The sequence below is a fragment of the Cereibacter sp. Soil_C_27 genome, from assembly GCF_057657095.1.
In genome coordinates, this window is record NZ_JBDGJD010000004.1 from 382,631 (window position 1) to 398,659 (window position 16,029).

Genomic DNA, 16,029 nt, shown 5'->3' on the forward strand with positions numbered 1-16,029 from the left:
CGTGGGGTTGGTAAGACCGCCCATTCCTTCCTATGTAGGGTAGGGGTGTCGTCAAGTCTACCGCTGCACCTGCAAGATGCTTTGTAAAGGAGGCCAGCAATGCGGCTTTTCATTGCCCTGATCCTCGTGCCGCTGATCGAGATCGGGCTCTTCGTCACCGTCGGCAGCTGGCTCGGGCTCGGGCTCACGCTGCTCATCGTGCTCGGCACGGCCGTTCTGGGCGTGACGATCCTGCGCCGTCAGGGCGTGCAGGCCGCGACCGCGCTGCGCATGCCGCTCCGGGGCGATCCGCTCTCGCCCTTGGCCGATGGCGCGCTGGTGGCGATGGCCGCGGTGCTGCTGATCCTGCCCGGTTTCTTCACCGACACGCTGGGGCTTCTCCTGCTGCTGCCGCCGCTGCGCCGCGCCGTGGTGTCGCAGCTGGCAAAGCGGGTGACGGTGCACAGCGCCGGGATGCGGCGCGGTCCGGGCTTCGGCGACATGCCGATCGACGGCGACTACATCGACCTCGACAGCCCGCCCGCCGACCGCCTGCGCCCGCCGCCCTCCGGCCCCTCGGGCTGGACTCGGCATTGAGACACGGGGACCGACCTGCTAAAGCTGCGGTCGGAAGAGATTATGCCCAACAGGCAGGAGACAGTGATGACCGAGGCCAATGGCGCCGCCCCCGAGGCCGCCCCGCAGATCAAGATGCAGGTGCTTGCGCAATTCGTGCGCGACATGTCCTTTGAAAACATGGTGGCCCAAAAGGGCCTGCAGAGCGGCGACGTGCAGCCCGACATCCAGGTTCAGGTGAGCCTCGACGCGCGCAAGCGTCAGGTCGACCACCAGTACGAGGTGATCACCAAGTTCAAGGTGACCTCGAAGAACAAGGTCGGCGCCGAGACGCTGTTCCTGCTGGAGCTGGACTACGGCGGCATCTTCCACGTGGAAAACGTGCCGGAAGACCAGATGCACCCGTTCCTGCTGATCGAATGCCCGCGGCTCCTGTTCCCCTTCGTGCGCCGGATCATCTCGGACGTGACGCGCGACGGTGGCTTCCCGCCGCTGAACATCGACACCGTCGATTTCCTCGCGCTCTACCGGCAGGAGCTTGCCCGCCGCGCCGAAGCGCAGAAGGCCGCGGCCCAGCAGCCGCTGGCGAACTAGGTCCGCTTCAACCAGATCGCGCCGTCGCCCAGCTTTGCCACGAAGGCGGCATGGGCGGCGGCCTCCGCCTCGGTGATCCGGGGCGCCAGAGGCGCCGGGCGCGGTCTCGGCCGCCACACCTGCGCCGGGCCGGCATCGTCGCGCGCATTCTGCGCCGCCGTCGACAGGCCGAAATCCGGCTGCCGCCCGCCGATCAGTTCCAGATAGACCTCAGCCAGGATCTCGCTGTCCAGCAGAGCGCCGTGCTTTTCGCGCGCCGAATTGTCGACGCCGAAGCGGCGGCAGAGCGCATCGAGCGAGGCGGGCGAGCCGGGAAACTTCTTCCGCGCCAGGCCCACCGTATCCAGCGCCTGATCGAAGGGCAGGGTGCGCATCTTGGCGCGGCCCAGCTCGAAGTTCAGGAATTTCATGTCGAAGGCCGCGTTGTGGATCACCAGCCGCGCGTCGCCGACGAAATCGAGAAACGCCTGCCCGATGTGCTGGAACAGCGGCTTGTCGCGCAGGAAATCGTCGCCCAGCCCGTGCACGTCGAAGGCTTCCTTCGGCATCGGGCGCTCGGGGTTGATGTATTGGTGGTAGGTCCGCCCGGTCGGCATGTGGTTGAACAGTTCCACCGCGCCGATCTCGACGATCCGGTGACCCTCCGAGGGCTCGAAGCCGGTAGTTTCGGTGTCCAGAACGATCTCACGCATGCTGTCCCTCGCGGATATAGCCGATCAGCGCCAGAACCGAGGCGCGCGCCGCCTCCAGCCCCAGCGTCTCGATGATATGGGTGGCACGGCTGCGCTTTTCGGCATCCGGCATCTGGCGCGCGCGGATCGTCTCGAACTGCGCCTCGGTCATCGTGCCGCGCGCCAGAACCCGGGCGCGTTGCAGGGCAGGGGGCGCGGTAACGAGCAGCGTCGCGTCCATCTCGGTCTCGGTGCCCTTCTCGAACAGCAGCGGAATGTCGAAGACCACGATATCCGTCCCGGCGCCGCGCAGGAAGGCTGCGCGATCCTCGGCCACCGCGGGATGCACCAAGGCCTCGATCCGCGCCAGCGCCATCGCATCTGCCGCGATCCAGTCGCGCAGCGCCGCCCGATCCACCGCGCCGCCCCGCACCGCAGGCGGGTGCAGCGCGCCGAAGGCCTCGACCAGCGGCCCGGCGTAAAGCCGGTGCACCGCCGCATCCGCATCCCAGACCGGGATCCCCGCCGCGGCAAAGAACCCCGCCGTGGTCGATTTGCCCATGCCGATGGAGCCGGTCAGGCCCAGCCGGAACGGAGTCATGGCCGGATGACGGCGTCGCGGGTGGCCTCGTCCACCTCGGGGCGCACCCCGAACCAGCGCTCGAAGCCGGGCGCCGCCTGATGCAGCAGCATCCCCAGCCCGTCGACCACGGTGCAGCCGGCTTCTTCCGCCTCGATCAAGAGGTTGGTCTTCAGCGGCGTGTAGACCAGATCGGTCACCAGCGCCCGCGGGCTCAGCGCATCCAGCGGCACGCGGAACTCGGGCTTGCCGACCATGCCGAGCGAGGTCGTGTTCACCACCGTCGCCGCATCCTCCAGCAGGTTGCCCGCCTGCACCCAGTCATGCACCACCACCTTGGCCCCGAAATCCTGCCTGAGCGCATCGGCGCGCGGCCTAGTCCGGTTGGTCAGCCGGATCTCCGGCACGCCGACCTCGATCAGCGCCGCGATCACCGCCCGCGCCGCACCCCCCGCGCCGAACACCACCGCCGGACCCGCCGCAGGCACCCAGGCCGGCGCGTTCTGCCGCAGGTTGGCGATGAACCCGGCGCCGTCGGTGTTGTCGGCATGGATCTTGCCATCCTTGCGGAAGATCAGCGTATTCGCCGCCCCGATCAGCGCCGCCCGGTCGGTGACGATATCGGCCAGCGCCAGCACGGATTCCTTGTGCGGGATCGTCACGTTCAGCCCGACGAAGCCCAGCTTCGGCAACATCTGCAGCGTCTCGCGCAGATCGGCCTGCGCCACGTCCATCGGGATGTAATGCCCCTTCAGCCCATAGCGCTTCAGCCAGTAGCCATGCAGCCTGGGCGAGCGGCTGTGGGCGACGGGAGAGCCGATCACCCCCGCCAGCGGAATGCGCGTCAGTTCGGTCATGTCGGGATGAAGCCTCTTTGTCCGAGATAGGTGAGCAGGGCCAAGAGCGGCAGCCCCAGAACGGTAAAGTAGTCGCCCTCGACGGCGGTGAAAAGCCGAACGCCTTCCTCCTCCAGCTTGTAGGCGCCGACCGAGGATTTCACGCTCTCCCAGTTGCGGGCAAGATAGCCCTCCAGCCAGTCGTCGGTAAACGCCCGCATGGTAAGCCGGACTTCGCCGACATGCCGCCAGATCGGCTGCCCCGCCTCGTAGAGCACCACCGCCGACAGCAGCTCGTGCGTCTGGCCGCGCAGCGCCTGCAGCTGCGCCCGCGCCTCGTCCGGGCTCGCCGGCTTGCCCCAGACCTGCCGCCGGAAGGCCAGCACCTGATCGCAGCCGATCACCAGCGCTTCGGGATGACGGTCCGACAGCTTGCGCGCCTTCGCCTCGGCCAGCGCATCGGCAATGTCGCGCGGATGCGCGGCCTCGGCCTCGAGCGCGGCGCGCATCGCCTCCTCGTCCACCCGGGCGGGCAGGGCACGGACGTCAAGCCCCGCCGCGCGAAGCAGGGCGAGCCGCGTTTCGGAGGCGGAGGCGAGGATGATCTGCATGTGGGCGAGGCTGTGGACAGTTCGTGTGTGTTCCTGACGGGGAATCCCGCGGAATTTCGCTCCCGCGACGAAAAGACCCGTCAAGAGCGAAGTTATCGGCCAATCCTGCCCAGTTGTCCACGGGTGGATGAACGTCCCGGCCAGGACGGGAAAACTTTTCCGTCCCGAGAATTTCCTCAGGAGATGAAAAAATTGTCCACAGGCATGTCATTCTGGAAGTCGCTGAAACAAAATCGAAAAAATGTAAATTTTCACCCGCATCCCATGTCACGCACAGATCTTTCCACAGGCTGGGGAATGTGGATAAAGGCTGGGAGGAGTCGAGAAATGCAGTTATCCCTGCGCCCTACTGCATCATTCCTTTCCTATATTTCTTTATTTAAAAGAAGCTGCGTCATCGAAGGAACGCCCGAATGTTCGACCTGCTTGCCGACCTCTACCTCTGGACCAAGGCGTTTCACGTGATGTCCGTGCTCGCCTGGATGGCGGGGCTGTTCTACCTGCCCCGGCTTTTCGTCTATCATGCCGAGCAGGTGAAAACAGGCAGCGACACCGACACGATGTTCCAGGTGATGGAGCGGCGCCTGCTGAAGGCGATCATGAACCCCGCGATGATCGCGACTTGGGTCTTCGGGCTGATGCTGGTGCTGACCCCAGGGATCGTCGACTGGTCGATGGTCTGGCCCTGGACCAAGGCTGCGTCGGTGCTGGCGATGACGGCCTTCCACATGTGGCTGGCCGGACGGCGCAAGGACTTCGCGGCGGGGCAGAACACGCTGACCGGCCGGCGCTACCGGATGATGAACGAGCTTCCGACCCTGCTGATGGTCGTCATCGTGCTGTCGGTGATCGTCAAGTTCTGAGTCCTGATTGACTTTCGCACGGGCTGCGCCTATTTGCGCTGTTGCAGGGCCGTCCGGCCCAAGGCATTTCCCATGCATGACCATTGCACCTGCCTCTTCGGGCAGAACCGCCAAGGACGTCAGACCTTCCATGACCGTTGAACGCCTCAACCTCGCCGAACTCAAAGCCAAGACGCCCGCCGACCTGCTGGCAATGGCCGAAGAGTGGGAGATCGAGAACGCACCGTCCATGCGCAAGGGCGAGATGATGTTCTCGATCCTGAAGGAACATGCCGAGGAAGGCTGGGAGATCGGCGGCGACGGCGTGCTCGAGGTCCTGCAGGACGGGTTCGGCTTCCTGCGCTCGCCCTCGGCCAACTATCTGCCCGGTCCCGACGACATCTACGTCTCGCCCGAGATCCTGCGCCAGTTCTCGCTGCGCACCGGCGACACCATCGAAGGCGTGATCGCCGCGCCGCGCGAGAATGAGCGCTATTTCTGCATGACCAAGGTCACGCGGATCAACTTCGACGACCCGGAGAAGGCCAAGCACAAGGTCCACTTCGACAACCTGACGCCGCTCTACCCGGATGAGCGTTTCAAGATGGAAGTCGACGATCCGACGCTGAAGGACCGGTCCGCCCGGATCATCGACCTGGTGGCACCGATCGGCAAGGGCCAGCGCGGCCTGATCGTGGCGCCGCCGCGCACCGGTAAGACCGTGCTGTTGCAGAACATCGCCCATTCCATCGCGACCAACCACCCGGAGTGCTACCTGATCGTGCTGCTCATCGACGAGCGGCCGGAGGAAGTTACCGACATGCAGCGCTCGGTGAAGGGCGAGGTCGTCTCCTCGACCTTCGACGAACCGGCGACGCGCCACGTGGCGGTGGCCGAGATGGTGATCGAGAAGGCCAAGCGGCTGGTCGAGCACAAGCGCGACGTGGTGATCCTGCTCGACTCGATCACCCGCCTCGGCCGCGCCTTCAACACCGTGGTGCCCTCCTCGGGCAAGGTGCTGACCGGCGGTGTCGATGCCAACGCCCTGCAGCGCCCCAAGCGCTTCTTCGGCGCCGCGCGCAACATCGAAGAGGGCGGGTCGCTGACCATCATCGCCACTGCCCTGATCGACACCGGCAGCCGGATGGACGAGGTGATCTTCGAAGAGTTCAAGGGCACCGGCAACTCCGAGATCGTGCTGGACCGCAAGGTGGCCGACAAGCGGGTCTTCCCGGCGATGGACATCCTCAAATCCGGCACCCGGAAAGAGGACCTGCTGGTGGAGAAGGGCGATCTGCAGAAGACTTACGTCCTGCGCCGCATCCTGAACCCGATGGGCACCACCGATGCGATCGAATTCCTGATCTCGAAGCTGCGCCAGACCAAGAGCAACGCGGAGTTCTTCGATTCCATGAACACGTAAGTGTTCTGAATCAAGGAGTTAGCTTTAGTGGACACGATCTATGCCTTGGCCAGCGCTCGCGGCAAGGCCGGGGTGGCGGTTTTGCGCCTCTCGGGTCCGCAGGCGCATGCTGCCGTGGCAGCCTTCGGCGTCGCGCTGCCTCCCCCGCGTCAGGCCGCCCTGCGGCGGCTGAACTGGCAGGGCGAGGTGCTGGACGAGGCGCTGGTTCTGCTCTTCGCCCAAGGCGCCAGTTTCACCGGCGAGATGGTGGCAGAGCTGCATCTGCATGGCAGCAGCGCCGCGGTCTCTGCCGTGCTCGCCGCCCTCTCCGCTCTGCCGGGTCTGCGCCTCGCCGAAGCCGGTGAATTCACCCGCCGCGCGCTGGAGAACGGTCGGCTCGATCTGGCGCAGGTCGAGGGCCTGGCCGATCTGATCGACGCCGAAACCGAGGCGCAACGGCGGCAGGCGCTGCGCGTGCTCTCCGGCTCCATCGGCGTCAAGGTTGAGGGCTGGCGGCGCGACCTGATCCGCGCTGCGGCGCTGCTGGAAGCGACCATCGACTTCGCCGACGAAGACGTGCCGGTGGACGTGACGCCGGAGGTTCTGGCGCTGGTCGACGGCCTCTTGGGCGATCTGCGGCAGGAGGTCGAAGGCGCGCGCATAGCCGAGCGGATCAGGGACGGCTTCGAAGTAGCCATCGTCGGTGCGCCAAATGCCGGAAAATCCACCCTTCTCAATGCCTTGGCGCGGCGTGAGGCGGCGCTGACTTCGGAAATCGCGGGAACGACGCGCGATGTGATCGAGGTGCGGATGGATCTCGACGGCCTGGCCGTGACGCTGCTCGATACCGCAGGTTTGCGGGAAACCGTGGATGTCGTGGAGGCGCTCGGTATCGAGCGCGCGGTCACCCGCGCCAATGCCGCCGACCTGCGCGTCTTCCTGCTCGACGGTGCGATGACGCCGGAGGGCGTGATCGTCCAGCCCGACGATCTTCTGGTGCAGGGCAAGGCCGATCTGATCCCCGGCGAGGGGCTGCGAATCTCCGGCAAGACCGGCGAGGGGATGCCAAAGCTGATCGCGGAGATCAGCCAGCGCCTGCAGTCCCGCGCCGCCACGGCCGGCAGCCTGACACGCGAGCGGCATCGTATCGCGATCGTGACCGCAATCGGGGCTATGGAATCGACGCGGGCTGAGGTATTGAGAGGTCCGCAGAGAACCGAACTTGCGGCGGATGATCTGCGTCGGGCCATCCGGGCGCTGGACTCGCTGACGGGCCGGATCGATGTCGAGGATCTGCTGGACGATATCTTCGCCAGCTTCTGCATTGGAAAGTAGGGGATGTTTCACGTGAAACATTTTGATGTCATCGTGATCGGCGGAGGCCACGCTGGGTCGGAAGCCGCTGCGGCCTCGTCCCGCATGGGCGCGCGCACGGCGCTGGTGACGCTGACGCTTTCCGGCATCGGCGTGATGTCCTGCAATCCGGCGATCGGCGGGCTGGGCAAGGGGCATCTGGTGCGCGAGATCGACGCGCTGGACGGGGTGATGGGTCGCGTCGCCGATTGCGCAGGCATCCAGTATCGGCTGCTGAACCGCAAGAAGGGCCCCGCCGTGCAGGGCCCCCGCGCACAGGCCGACCGCAAGCTTTATCGCGAGGCGATGCAGGCGACGCTTTCGGCGCAGCCCAACCTCGAGATCGTCGAAGGCGAGGTCGTCGACCTCATCGAAAGCGCCGGGCGTGTCACGGGCGTCATCCTCGGCGACGGCAGTGAGATGCAGGCCAAGTCGGTGATCTTGACCTCCGGCACCTTCCTCAACGGCCTCATCCACATCGGCAACGTCAAGAAGCCCGGCGGCCGCATGGGGGACCGCCCTTCGCTGCGCCTCGCCGATCGGCTTGCCGGCCTGGGTCTGCTGCGCGGGCGGCTGAAGACCGGCACGCCGCCGCGCCTCGACGGGCGTACGATCGACTGGTCAGGGCTGGAGATGCAGCCGGGCGACGACGATCCGACGGTGTTCTCCTTCCTGAACCGCGCGCCGCAAGCGCGGCAGATTTCTTGCGGCATCACCCATACCAATGCGCAAACCCACGACATCGTGCGGCAGAACCTCTCGCTCTCCGCAATGTATGGGGGCCATATCGAAGGCGTCGGCCCGCGCTATTGCCCCTCGATCGAAGATAAGATCGTGCGCTTCGCCGAGAAATCCGAGCATCAGGTATTCCTGGAGCCGGAAGGCCTCGATGATCCGACCGTCTATCCCAACGGCATTTCCACCTCGCTTCCCGCCGAGGTGCAGGAAGCCTATGTGCGGACGATCAAGGGCCTGGAGCAGGTCAGCATCCTGCAGCCCGGCTACGCCATCGAATATGACTACTTCGATCCGCGCGATCTGCACGCAACGCTGGAGCTGAAGTCGCTGCGCGGTCTGTATTTTGCGGGCCAGATCAACGGCACCACAGGATATGAGGAGGCAGCGGCGCAGGGGCTGGTGGCAGGGCTCAATGCCGCGCTCGCCGCGCAGGGGCGCGAGGCGGTGATCTTCAGCCGCGCTGAAAGCTATATCGGCGTGATGGTTGACGATCTGACCACGCGCGGCGTGACCGAGCCCTATCGCATGTTCACCTCGCGCGCCGAATACCGTCTGACGCTACGCGCCGACAACGCCGATCAACGGCTGACGCCCTTGGGGCTGAACCTCGGTTGCGTCGGTCCGGAGCGGGAGCGGGCTTACGGTGAGAAGGCGGAACTGATCCAGCGGGGCAGGGCGGCACTCGACGCCGCGCTTCTGACCCCGACCGAAATCGATGCCATGGGCATCCGCATCAGCCAGGACGGCGTGCGGCGCTCGGCATACTCGCTGTTGGCCTTTGGCGAAGAGGCTGCGGAAGCCATGCTCCGCGCGACTCCGGACTACGCCGCGCTCCCTTCGGAGATCCGCGAGCAGCTGTGTCGCGACGCGCTCTACGCACAATATGTAGACCGCCAGGCCCAAGACGCTGAAGCGTTGAAGCGTGACGAGAGCATCGTGATCCCAACGGATTTCGACTACGCCGATCTTCCGGGTCTCTCCTCGGAGCTGAAGGCGAAGCTGCTCCGGGCCCGCCCTGACACCATCGCCCATGCTGGACGGCTCGAAGGCATGACGCCCTCGGCCCTCACCCTCATCCTCGCCCGCATCCGCCGCGCGCAGCGCCAGAAGGTCGCCGGATGACCGCCGCACTGCAAGACCCTCTGGCAGCCCTCGATGTTTCACGTGAAACAATCGAGCGGCTCGAGCATTTCGTCGCCCTGCTGCGCAAGTGGAACCCGGCAATCAACCTCGTTGCGCGCAGCACCCTCGACGAAGCATGGCAGCGCCACATCCTCGATTCCGCTCAGCTCTTCACCCTCGCCCCCGCCAGCGCACGGCGCTGGCTTGACCTCGGCAGCGGCGGCGGCTTTCCCGGCATCGTCAGCGCCATCCTCGCGCGCGAGCTCCAGCCGCAGTCGTCGCACAGCCTCGTCGAGGTCGATCAGCGTAAATCCACCTTCCTGCGTCAAGCCATCCAGGATCTCGCGTTGAACGCTGCAGTCCAGACCTGCCGCATCGAAGCCCTGCCGCCGCAGAACGCCGATGTCATCACCGCCCGCGCTCTCGCGCCGCTGCGGCAACTCCTGACGCTCGCCGCCTCGCACCGCGCCGAAAATGCCATCTGCCTGTTCCAGAAGGGCGCCAACCACGCCGCAGAGCTCGCGGAAGCCCGCAAAACCTGGCGGATCGACGCCGATCTGATCCCCAGCATGACCGATCCCGAAGCTGTCATCCTGAAGCTGAAAGCGCTGGACCATGTCTGATCCGACCCGCAGCCCGCAACCCCGGATCCTCGCCATCGCCAACCAGAAGGGCGGAGTCGGCAAGACCACGACGGCGATCAACCTCGCCGCTGGGCTGGCCGAGCTCGGCGCCAAGATCCTGCTCGTCGATCTCGATCCGCAGGGCAATGCCTCCACCGGCCTCGGGGTCGAGGCGCAAAACCGCATCAAGACCACCTACGACCTGCTGCTCGACGACGCGCCGTTGGCCGATGTCATCCAGGCCACCCGCTTTCCGACGCTCTTCATCTGCCCCGCCAATGCTGACCTGTCTTCGGCGGATATGGAGCTCGTCTCCAACGAAAAGCGCAGTTTCCTGCTGCACGACGCGCTCCGCCAGCCCGCGATGGACGCATTCGGCTTCGATTACATCATCATCGACTGCCCGCCGTCGCTCAGCCTGCTGACGCTGAACGCGATGGTTGCCTGCCATTCCGTCCTCGTCCCGCTGCAGAGCGAGTTTTTCGCCCTTGAAGGTCTCTCACAGCTCATGCTGACGATCCGCGAGGTGCGCCAAACCGCCAATGCCAGCCTGCGCATCGAAGGCGTTCTGCTGACGATGTATGACAAGCGCAACAACCTCTCCCAACTGGTCGAGACCGACGCGCGACAGAACCTTGGCGATCTGGTGTTCAACACCCTGATCCCGCGCAACGTCCGCGTCAGTGAGGCGCCGTCCTACGCGCTGCCTGTCCTTGCCTACGACCCCACCTCCAAGGGCAGCGAGGCCTACCGCGCGCTGGCCCGCGAAATCGCCACCCGCCATGGCATCGCCCTACCCGAACAGGAGTCCGTCGTCTGATGGAAAAGAAGATCGAACGTCGTGGCCTCGGGCGCGGCCTTTCCGCCCTGATGGCCGATATCCAGGTCGAGGTCGATGGCCCCTCCGCCACCCCGCGCCGTGCCGACATGGTCGTGCCGGTGGAAAAGCTGGTGCCGAACCCCGACCAGCCGCGACGCGATTTCCCTGCCGAATCGCTGGAAGATCTCGCGGCCTCGATCCGCCAGAAGGGCGTGATCCAGCCGCTGATCGTCCGCCCGGTGCCGAACTCCGATCGGTTCGAGATTGTTGCTGGCGAACGTCGCTGGCGCGCCTCTCAGTTGGCGCAGCTGCATGAAGTGCCGGTTCTGGTCCGAGACTTCGACGATACCGAAGTGCTGGAAGTCGCCATCATCGAAAACATCCAACGCGCCGACCTGAACGCGGTGGAAGAGGCGATGGGTTACCGCGCCCTGATGGACCGTTTCGGCCATACGCAGGAAAAGGTCGCCGAAGCGCTGTCCAAAAGCCGCAGCCACATCGCTAACCTATTGAGATTGCTTCAACTTCCCGACGACGTTCAGCTCTGGCTGCGCGAGGGAAAGCTCACCGCCGGCCATGCCCGCGCGCTCATCACCTCGCCCAACGCCTCCGATCTCGCCCGTCAGGTCATCGCCCGCAACCTCTCGGTCCGCGATACCGAACGGCTGGTGAAGAAACCCGACGCGCCGCGCAAGGCCAGCGGTCCGCGGGGCGGGGCAGGGGAGAAGGATGCCGACACCCGCGCGCTCGAAGCCGATCTTGCCGCCAATCTCGGCATGGGCGTCAGCATCGACCACGAACCGGGCGGCGAACGCGGCCGCCTGACGATCCGCTACAACACGCTCGACGATCTCGACACGCTCTGCCGCGTGCTCTCGGTCATGCCGAGGGACGGGTCCATATGAACAGCGCGGTGCAGCACAGCACCGCGGCCTGAATCCCCAGCACCAGCGGCCTGAGCCCGAGGATCAGCGACAGCAGCAGCACCGCCAGCATCGACGCGGTCGACAGCTGCTTCGCCCGCAGCGAGATCGCGCCTGAGCGGTTCCAATCCTGGATCGGCGGCCCGAAGGTGGGGTGGTTCACCAGCCAGCCATGCAGCCGGTCCGAGGAGCGGGCAAAGCAGAAGGCGGCCAGCAGCATGAAGGGCACCGTCGGCAGCAGCGGCAGAAACACCCCGATCAGCCCCAGCCCCAACGCCGTGAGCCCCCCGGCCAGCCATAATCCCCGCATCCTAGTCTCCAGCCAGATCGGCAATCACCGAATTCAACACCATCCGTCCCGCCGCGGTCGCCCGCACCCGGTCGGCACTCACCTCAACCATTCCGATCTCTTCAAGGTCCGTCACTTTGCGGGCATCGACCGGGCTGCCCGCCAGCCTCTCGTAGCGCGTCAGATCCAGCCCCTCGCGTAGCCGCAGCGCCATCATCAGATATTCCAGCGCCTGCTCGCTCCGGTCAACGGCGCCGCGCGGCAGCTCGCCCGTGCCATCCCGCTCCACCCGCTGCAGCCAGTCGCCCGGCGGCTTCGGCGCCTCGGTGGCCAGCCGCACCCCGTCCAGCGTCAGCCGGCCATGCGCGCCCGGCCCGATCCCGGCATAGTCGCCCGCCCGCCAATAGATCAGATTGTGCCGCGATTCCGAGCCCTTGGCGGCATGGTTCGAGACCTCATAGGCCGGCAGCCCCGCCGCCTCGCAGATCTCCTGCGTGCGCTGGTACATATCGGCCGAGGTATCCTCCTCCGGCAGCCCGCGCAGCTTGCCGCGCTTGAACCGGTCGCCGAAGGCTGTGCCCTCCTCCACCGTCAGCTGGTACATCGACAGGTGATCCGCCGCCATGCTCAGCGCCTCGCCCAGCTCGCGCTCCCAGTCGCTCAAAGACTGGTCCTGCCGCGCATAGATCAGATCGAAGCTTACCCGGTCGAAGGTCTGCCGCGCCACGTCAAACGCCGCCCGCGCCTCGCTCGCAGTGTGCAGCCGCCCAAGCTTCCGCAGATCGGCGTCGTTCAGCGCCTGAATTCCCATCGAGACCCGGTTCACCCCCGCCTCGCGATAGCCGCGAAACCGCCCGGCCTCGACCGAGCCCGGATTGGCCTCCAGCGTCACTTCCAGATCGTTGGCCTGAACCCAGGTACTGCGCACCCGCTCAAGGATCGCCGCCACCAGTTCCGGCTCCATTAGCGAGGGCGTGCCGCCGCCGAAGAACACCGAATTCAGCAGCCGCCCCGGCGTTTCTGCCCCGATCCGGTCGATTTCCGCCAGGTAGGCCCGCTGCCAGCGTTTCTGATCGATGTTTGCCGCGACATGGCTGTTGAAGTCGCAATAGGGGCATTTCGACTGACAGAACGGCCAGTGCAGATAAAGCCCGAAGCCGCCGTTCTTCCAGTCTTCCATCTGCTATCCCTTGAACGCCGTGACCTCGATTTCCACGAGCATCTCCGGCCTGATCAGCCCTGCGATCACCATGGTCGCCGCGGGGCGTACCTCGCCCAGTGCCGCGCCAAGCTCCGGCGCCAGCTCATCCACCTGCGCCGCATCCACCACGGTATATTGCACCCGCACGATGTCGCCCATCTCGAACCCGGCCTCGTCCAGCACGGCGCGGATGGTCGAAAAACAATTCCGCGCCTGCGCTGCGATGCCGTCGGGCATCGTCATCGTGGCATAGTCATATCCCGTGACACCCGAGACGAAACACCACCCGCCCTTCACGATGGCGCGACTGTAGCCCATCGTTGCCTCGAAGGGCGAGCCGGTGGAAATGCGTTTCATGTGAAACAACCGGCGACCAGCTTGCGGAAGGCGTCCGCACGGTGGCTGATCTCGTTCTTCTGCCAGCGCTCCATCTCGCCGAAGGTGATCTCGAAGCCGTCAGGCTGGAAGATCGGGTCATAGCCATGCCCCTCACCGCCGCGCATCGGCCAGACCACCTGCCCGGGCATCACTCCCTCGAACACCTCGTCATGCCCGTCGGGCCAGGCCAGCACCAGCGTGCAGCGGAACTGCGCAAGCCGGGGCAGGGGCGCCTGCACCGCCTCCAGCTTCTCCCAGGTCTTGGTCATCGCCATCACGAAGTCGCGCCCGTTCCGCGTCTCCGCCCAATCGGCAGTATAGACCCCCGGCGCGCCGTCCAGCGCGTCGATGGAAATGCCCGAGTCATCGGCCAGCGCGGGCAGGCCGGTGGCTTTCGCGGCGAAATGCGCTTTCAGCCGGGCGTTGCCGACGAAGGTCGTCTCGGTCTCCACCGGTTCCGCCAGCCCCAGCTCCCCGGCGGAGACGGTGCTCACCGAAAAGGGCTCCAGCAGTCTGGAAATCTCTTCCAGCTTGCCGCGGTTGTGCGTGGCGACCAGCAGCTTCTCTTCGGTGAACCTGCGCATCAGCCCAGAGCCGCCTTCTGCGCCGCCACCAGCGCCGCCGCTCCCGCCTCGGCGAAGTCGAGCATCTCGCCCATCTCCGCGCGCGAGAAGGTGGCGCCTTCCGCCGACATCTGCACCTCGATCAGCCGGCCCTTGCCGGTCAGGATGAAATTGCCATCCGTCCCCGCCGCCGAGTCCTCGGCATAATCCAGATCCAGCACCGTCTGCCCGGCATAGATCCCGCAGGACACCGCCGCCACATGGTCGATCATCGGGTCCGACACGATGGCCCCGACCTTCAGCAGCTTGTTCACCGCCAGCCGCAGCGCCACCCAGCCCCCGGTGATCGAGGCGCAGCGCGTCCCGCCGTCGGCCTGCAGCACGTCGCAGTCGATCACGATCTGCCGCTCTCCCAGCGCCGAACGGTCGACGCCGGCGCGCAGCGCCCGACCGATCAGCCGCTGGATCTCCTGCGTGCGCCCGGTCTGCTTGCCCGCCGCGGCCTCGCGCCGGTTGCGGCTGTTGGTCGCGCGCGGCAGCATGCCGTATTCCGCCGTCACCCAGCCGAGCCCGGTGTTCTTCAGGAAGGGCGGCGCCTTGTCCTCGATGGTGGCCGAGCACAGCACATGCGTCTCGCCGACCTTGATCAGGCACGACCCCTCGGCATGTTTCATCACGCCGACGTCGATTGAAATCGGACGCATTTCGCTTAACTGTCTACCAGAAGGGCGCATGGGGTTTCCTCGTTTCTGAACGCCGCCAGATACGCCCCCATACCCTCTCGATGCAACCCTGATTGACGAAGACACCGGCGCGCCGATACTCTCGGCAGTCGCGTTCCGAAAGCTGACCCATGTCCGACGGCCCCAAGATCCTGTCCGAAATGAACGACCGCTCGCGCGAGGTCTTCCGCCGCGTGGTGGAGGGCTATCTTGCCTCCGGCGATCCCGTCGGCTCCCGCACCCTGACGCGCAGCCTGTCGGAAAAGATCAGCGCCGCCACCGTGCGCAACGTGATGCAGGACCTCGAATATCTCGGCCTGCTTGACAGCCCGCATGTCTCGGCCGGCCGCATTCCGACCCAGCTCGGCCTCAGGATGTTCGTCGACGGCCTTCTGGAGGTCGGCACCGTCGCCACCGAGGACCGCGAGAAGATCGACGCCACGCTCGGCAGCAACCGTCAGGACGTGACCAGCCTTCTGGACCGCGTCGGCGCCACGCTTTCCGGCATCACCCGTGGCGCCAGCCTCGTGCTGGCCCCCAAACACGAGGCGCCGATCCGCCACATAGAATTCGTCAGCCTCGCCACCGACCGCGCGCTGGTGGTCCTGGTCTTCGCCGATGGCCATGTGGAAAACCGCGTCTTCACCCCGCCCCCGGGCCAGACCGCCTCTTCGATGCGCGAGGCGGCGAACTTCCTCAACGCCTTGGCCGAGGGCAAGACCCTCTCCGACCTGCGCCACACCATCGTCGAGGAAATGTCGCGCCGCCGGCAGGAGATCGACACGCTGGCCCATGCGCTGGTCGAAAGCGGTCTGGCGCTCTGGGAGAACCCGGGCGAGCAATCCGAACGGCTGATCGTGCGCGGTCGCTCCAACCTCCTCGACGGCAGCACCGAGGCGCAGGATTTCGAGCGTATCCGCAGCCTCTTCGACGATCTGGAACGCAAGCGCGACATCGCGGACTTCCTCGAACTGGCGGAAAGTGGCGAAGGTGTGCGGATTTTTATCGGCTCCGAAAACAAGCTTTTCTCACTTTCGGGTTCCTCTCTGGTGGTCTCTCCCTATATGAACGCTGATCGAAAGATCATCGGCGCCGTCGGCGTGATCGGTCCGACGCGGCTCAACTACGGTCGCATCGTGCCGATTGTCGATTATACAGCGCAGCTTGTCGGCCGGTTGGTCTCCGACCGCGGCAAGGGATGATGAA

Annotated in this window: 19 protein-coding genes; 10 read left to right on the plus strand and 9 right to left on the minus strand. The window is 65.9% G+C overall.

From position 1 onward, the window contains the following. Positions 1 to 99: 99 nt before the first annotated feature. Both AC3A5Z_RS16665 and secB read left to right on the plus strand, forming a co-directional pair. Positions 100 to 576 (plus strand): FxsA family protein, encoded by a 477-nt coding sequence (locus AC3A5Z_RS16665; RefSeq protein WP_487520442.1) that lies wholly within the window; start codon positions 100 to 102, stop codon positions 574 to 576. A 66-nt stretch (positions 577 to 642) separates the two neighbouring features. Further along, positions 643 to 1,149 (plus strand): protein-export chaperone SecB, encoded by a 507-nt coding sequence (gene secB / locus AC3A5Z_RS16670; RefSeq protein WP_487520443.1) that lies wholly within the window; start codon positions 643 to 645, stop codon positions 1,147 to 1,149. Here the strand turns inward: secB and dnaQ are convergent. The 4 genes from dnaQ to AC3A5Z_RS16690 are packed head-to-tail and all read right to left on the minus strand — an operon-like array spanning position 1,146 to position 3,847. Next, positions 1,146 to 1,841 carry a DNA polymerase III subunit epsilon gene (gene dnaQ, locus AC3A5Z_RS16675; protein ID WP_487520444.1) on the minus strand — a complete coding sequence of 232 codons (696 nt, stop codon included), beginning with the start codon at positions 1,839 to 1,841 and terminating at the stop codon, positions 1,146 to 1,148. The genes secB and dnaQ overlap by 4 nt on opposite strands. After that, positions 1,834 to 2,421 (minus strand): dephospho-CoA kinase, encoded by a 588-nt coding sequence (gene coaE, locus AC3A5Z_RS16680; protein ID WP_487520445.1) that lies wholly within the window; start codon positions 2,419 to 2,421, stop codon positions 1,834 to 1,836. The genes dnaQ and coaE overlap by 8 nt, the downstream gene beginning before the upstream one ends. Continuing rightward, positions 2,418 to 3,257: a shikimate dehydrogenase gene (locus tag AC3A5Z_RS16685; protein WP_487520446.1), complete on the minus strand. Its 840-nt coding sequence runs from the start codon at positions 3,255 to 3,257 to the stop codon at positions 2,418 to 2,420. Before AC3A5Z_RS16685 ends, coaE begins: the two co-directional genes overlap by 4 nt. Further along, positions 3,254 to 3,847 carry a Maf family protein gene (locus AC3A5Z_RS16690; protein ID WP_487520447.1) on the minus strand — a complete coding sequence of 198 codons (594 nt, stop codon included), beginning with the start codon at positions 3,845 to 3,847 and terminating at the stop codon, positions 3,254 to 3,256. Before AC3A5Z_RS16690 ends, AC3A5Z_RS16685 begins: the two co-directional genes overlap by 4 nt. 413 nt (positions 3,848 to 4,260) lie before the next feature. Between AC3A5Z_RS16690 and hemJ the strand changes: the two genes are divergently transcribed. The 7 genes from hemJ (at position 4,261) to AC3A5Z_RS16725 (ending at position 11,652) form a co-directional block, all read left to right on the plus strand. After that, positions 4,261 to 4,710 carry a protoporphyrinogen oxidase HemJ gene (gene hemJ / locus AC3A5Z_RS16695; protein WP_487520448.1) on the plus strand — a complete coding sequence of 150 codons (450 nt, stop codon included), beginning with the start codon at positions 4,261 to 4,263 and terminating at the stop codon, positions 4,708 to 4,710. Between the two features lie 130 nt (positions 4,711 to 4,840). After that, complete coding sequence (gene rho, locus AC3A5Z_RS16700) at positions 4,841 to 6,112, plus strand: transcription termination factor Rho (RefSeq protein WP_487520449.1); 1,272 nt, start codon at positions 4,841 to 4,843, stop codon at positions 6,110 to 6,112. A 27-nt stretch (positions 6,113 to 6,139) separates the two neighbouring features. Beyond that, complete coding sequence (gene mnmE, locus AC3A5Z_RS16705; protein ID WP_487520450.1) at positions 6,140 to 7,426, plus strand: tRNA uridine-5-carboxymethylaminomethyl(34) synthesis GTPase MnmE; 1,287 nt, start codon at positions 6,140 to 6,142, stop codon at positions 7,424 to 7,426. 12 nt (positions 7,427 to 7,438) lie between these two features. Next, positions 7,439 to 9,304, plus strand: a complete 1,866-nt coding sequence (gene mnmG, locus AC3A5Z_RS16710; RefSeq protein WP_487520451.1) for a tRNA uridine-5-carboxymethylaminomethyl(34) synthesis enzyme MnmG — start codon at positions 7,439 to 7,441, stop codon at positions 9,302 to 9,304. Continuing rightward, entirely contained in the window at positions 9,301 to 9,927 is a 627-nt protein-coding gene (gene rsmG / locus AC3A5Z_RS16715) for a 16S rRNA (guanine(527)-N(7))-methyltransferase RsmG (RefSeq protein ID WP_487520452.1), read from the plus strand. The genes mnmG and rsmG overlap by 4 nt, the downstream gene beginning before the upstream one ends. Continuing rightward, complete coding sequence (locus tag AC3A5Z_RS16720) at positions 9,920 to 10,747, plus strand: ParA family protein (RefSeq protein ID WP_487520453.1); 828 nt, start codon at positions 9,920 to 9,922, stop codon at positions 10,745 to 10,747. Before rsmG ends, AC3A5Z_RS16720 begins: the two co-directional genes overlap by 8 nt. Continuing rightward, positions 10,747 to 11,652 carry a ParB/RepB/Spo0J family partition protein gene (locus AC3A5Z_RS16725; RefSeq protein ID WP_487520454.1) on the plus strand — a complete coding sequence of 302 codons (906 nt, stop codon included), beginning with the start codon at positions 10,747 to 10,749 and terminating at the stop codon, positions 11,650 to 11,652. Before AC3A5Z_RS16720 ends, AC3A5Z_RS16725 begins: the two co-directional genes overlap by 1 nt. Here AC3A5Z_RS16725 and AC3A5Z_RS16730 read toward each other — a convergent pair. The 5 genes from AC3A5Z_RS16730 to rph are packed head-to-tail and all read right to left on the minus strand — an operon-like array spanning position 11,627 to position 14,835. Continuing rightward, a complete protein-coding gene (locus AC3A5Z_RS16730) occupies positions 11,627 to 11,980 on the minus strand; it encodes a YbaN family protein (RefSeq protein WP_487520455.1) in 354 nt (117 codons plus the stop codon). The genes AC3A5Z_RS16725 and AC3A5Z_RS16730 overlap by 26 nt on opposite strands. 1 nt (position 11,981) lies before the next feature. After that, a complete protein-coding gene (gene hemW / locus AC3A5Z_RS16735) occupies positions 11,982 to 13,139 on the minus strand; it encodes a radical SAM family heme chaperone HemW (protein WP_487520456.1) in 1,158 nt (385 codons plus the stop codon). 3 nt (positions 13,140 to 13,142) lie between these two features. Continuing rightward, positions 13,143 to 13,517, minus strand: a complete 375-nt coding sequence (locus tag AC3A5Z_RS16740) for a RidA family protein (RefSeq protein WP_487520457.1) — start codon at positions 13,515 to 13,517, stop codon at positions 13,143 to 13,145. Next, positions 13,514 to 14,122, minus strand: coding sequence for an RdgB/HAM1 family non-canonical purine NTP pyrophosphatase (rdgB, locus tag AC3A5Z_RS16745; RefSeq protein ID WP_487520458.1), 609 nt, complete (start codon positions 14,120 to 14,122; stop codon positions 13,514 to 13,516). Before rdgB ends, AC3A5Z_RS16740 begins: the two co-directional genes overlap by 4 nt. After that, positions 14,122 to 14,835: a ribonuclease PH gene (gene rph / locus AC3A5Z_RS16750; RefSeq protein WP_107661972.1), complete on the minus strand. Its 714-nt coding sequence runs from the start codon at positions 14,833 to 14,835 to the stop codon at positions 14,122 to 14,124. Before rph ends, rdgB begins: the two co-directional genes overlap by 1 nt. Positions 14,836 to 14,954: 119 nt before the next feature. Between rph and hrcA the strand changes: the two genes are divergently transcribed. Continuing rightward, positions 14,955 to 16,025 carry a heat-inducible transcriptional repressor HrcA gene (hrcA, locus tag AC3A5Z_RS16755; protein WP_487520459.1) on the plus strand — a complete coding sequence of 357 codons (1,071 nt, stop codon included), beginning with the start codon at positions 14,955 to 14,957 and terminating at the stop codon, positions 16,023 to 16,025. Positions 16,026 to 16,029 lie beyond the last annotated feature (4 nt).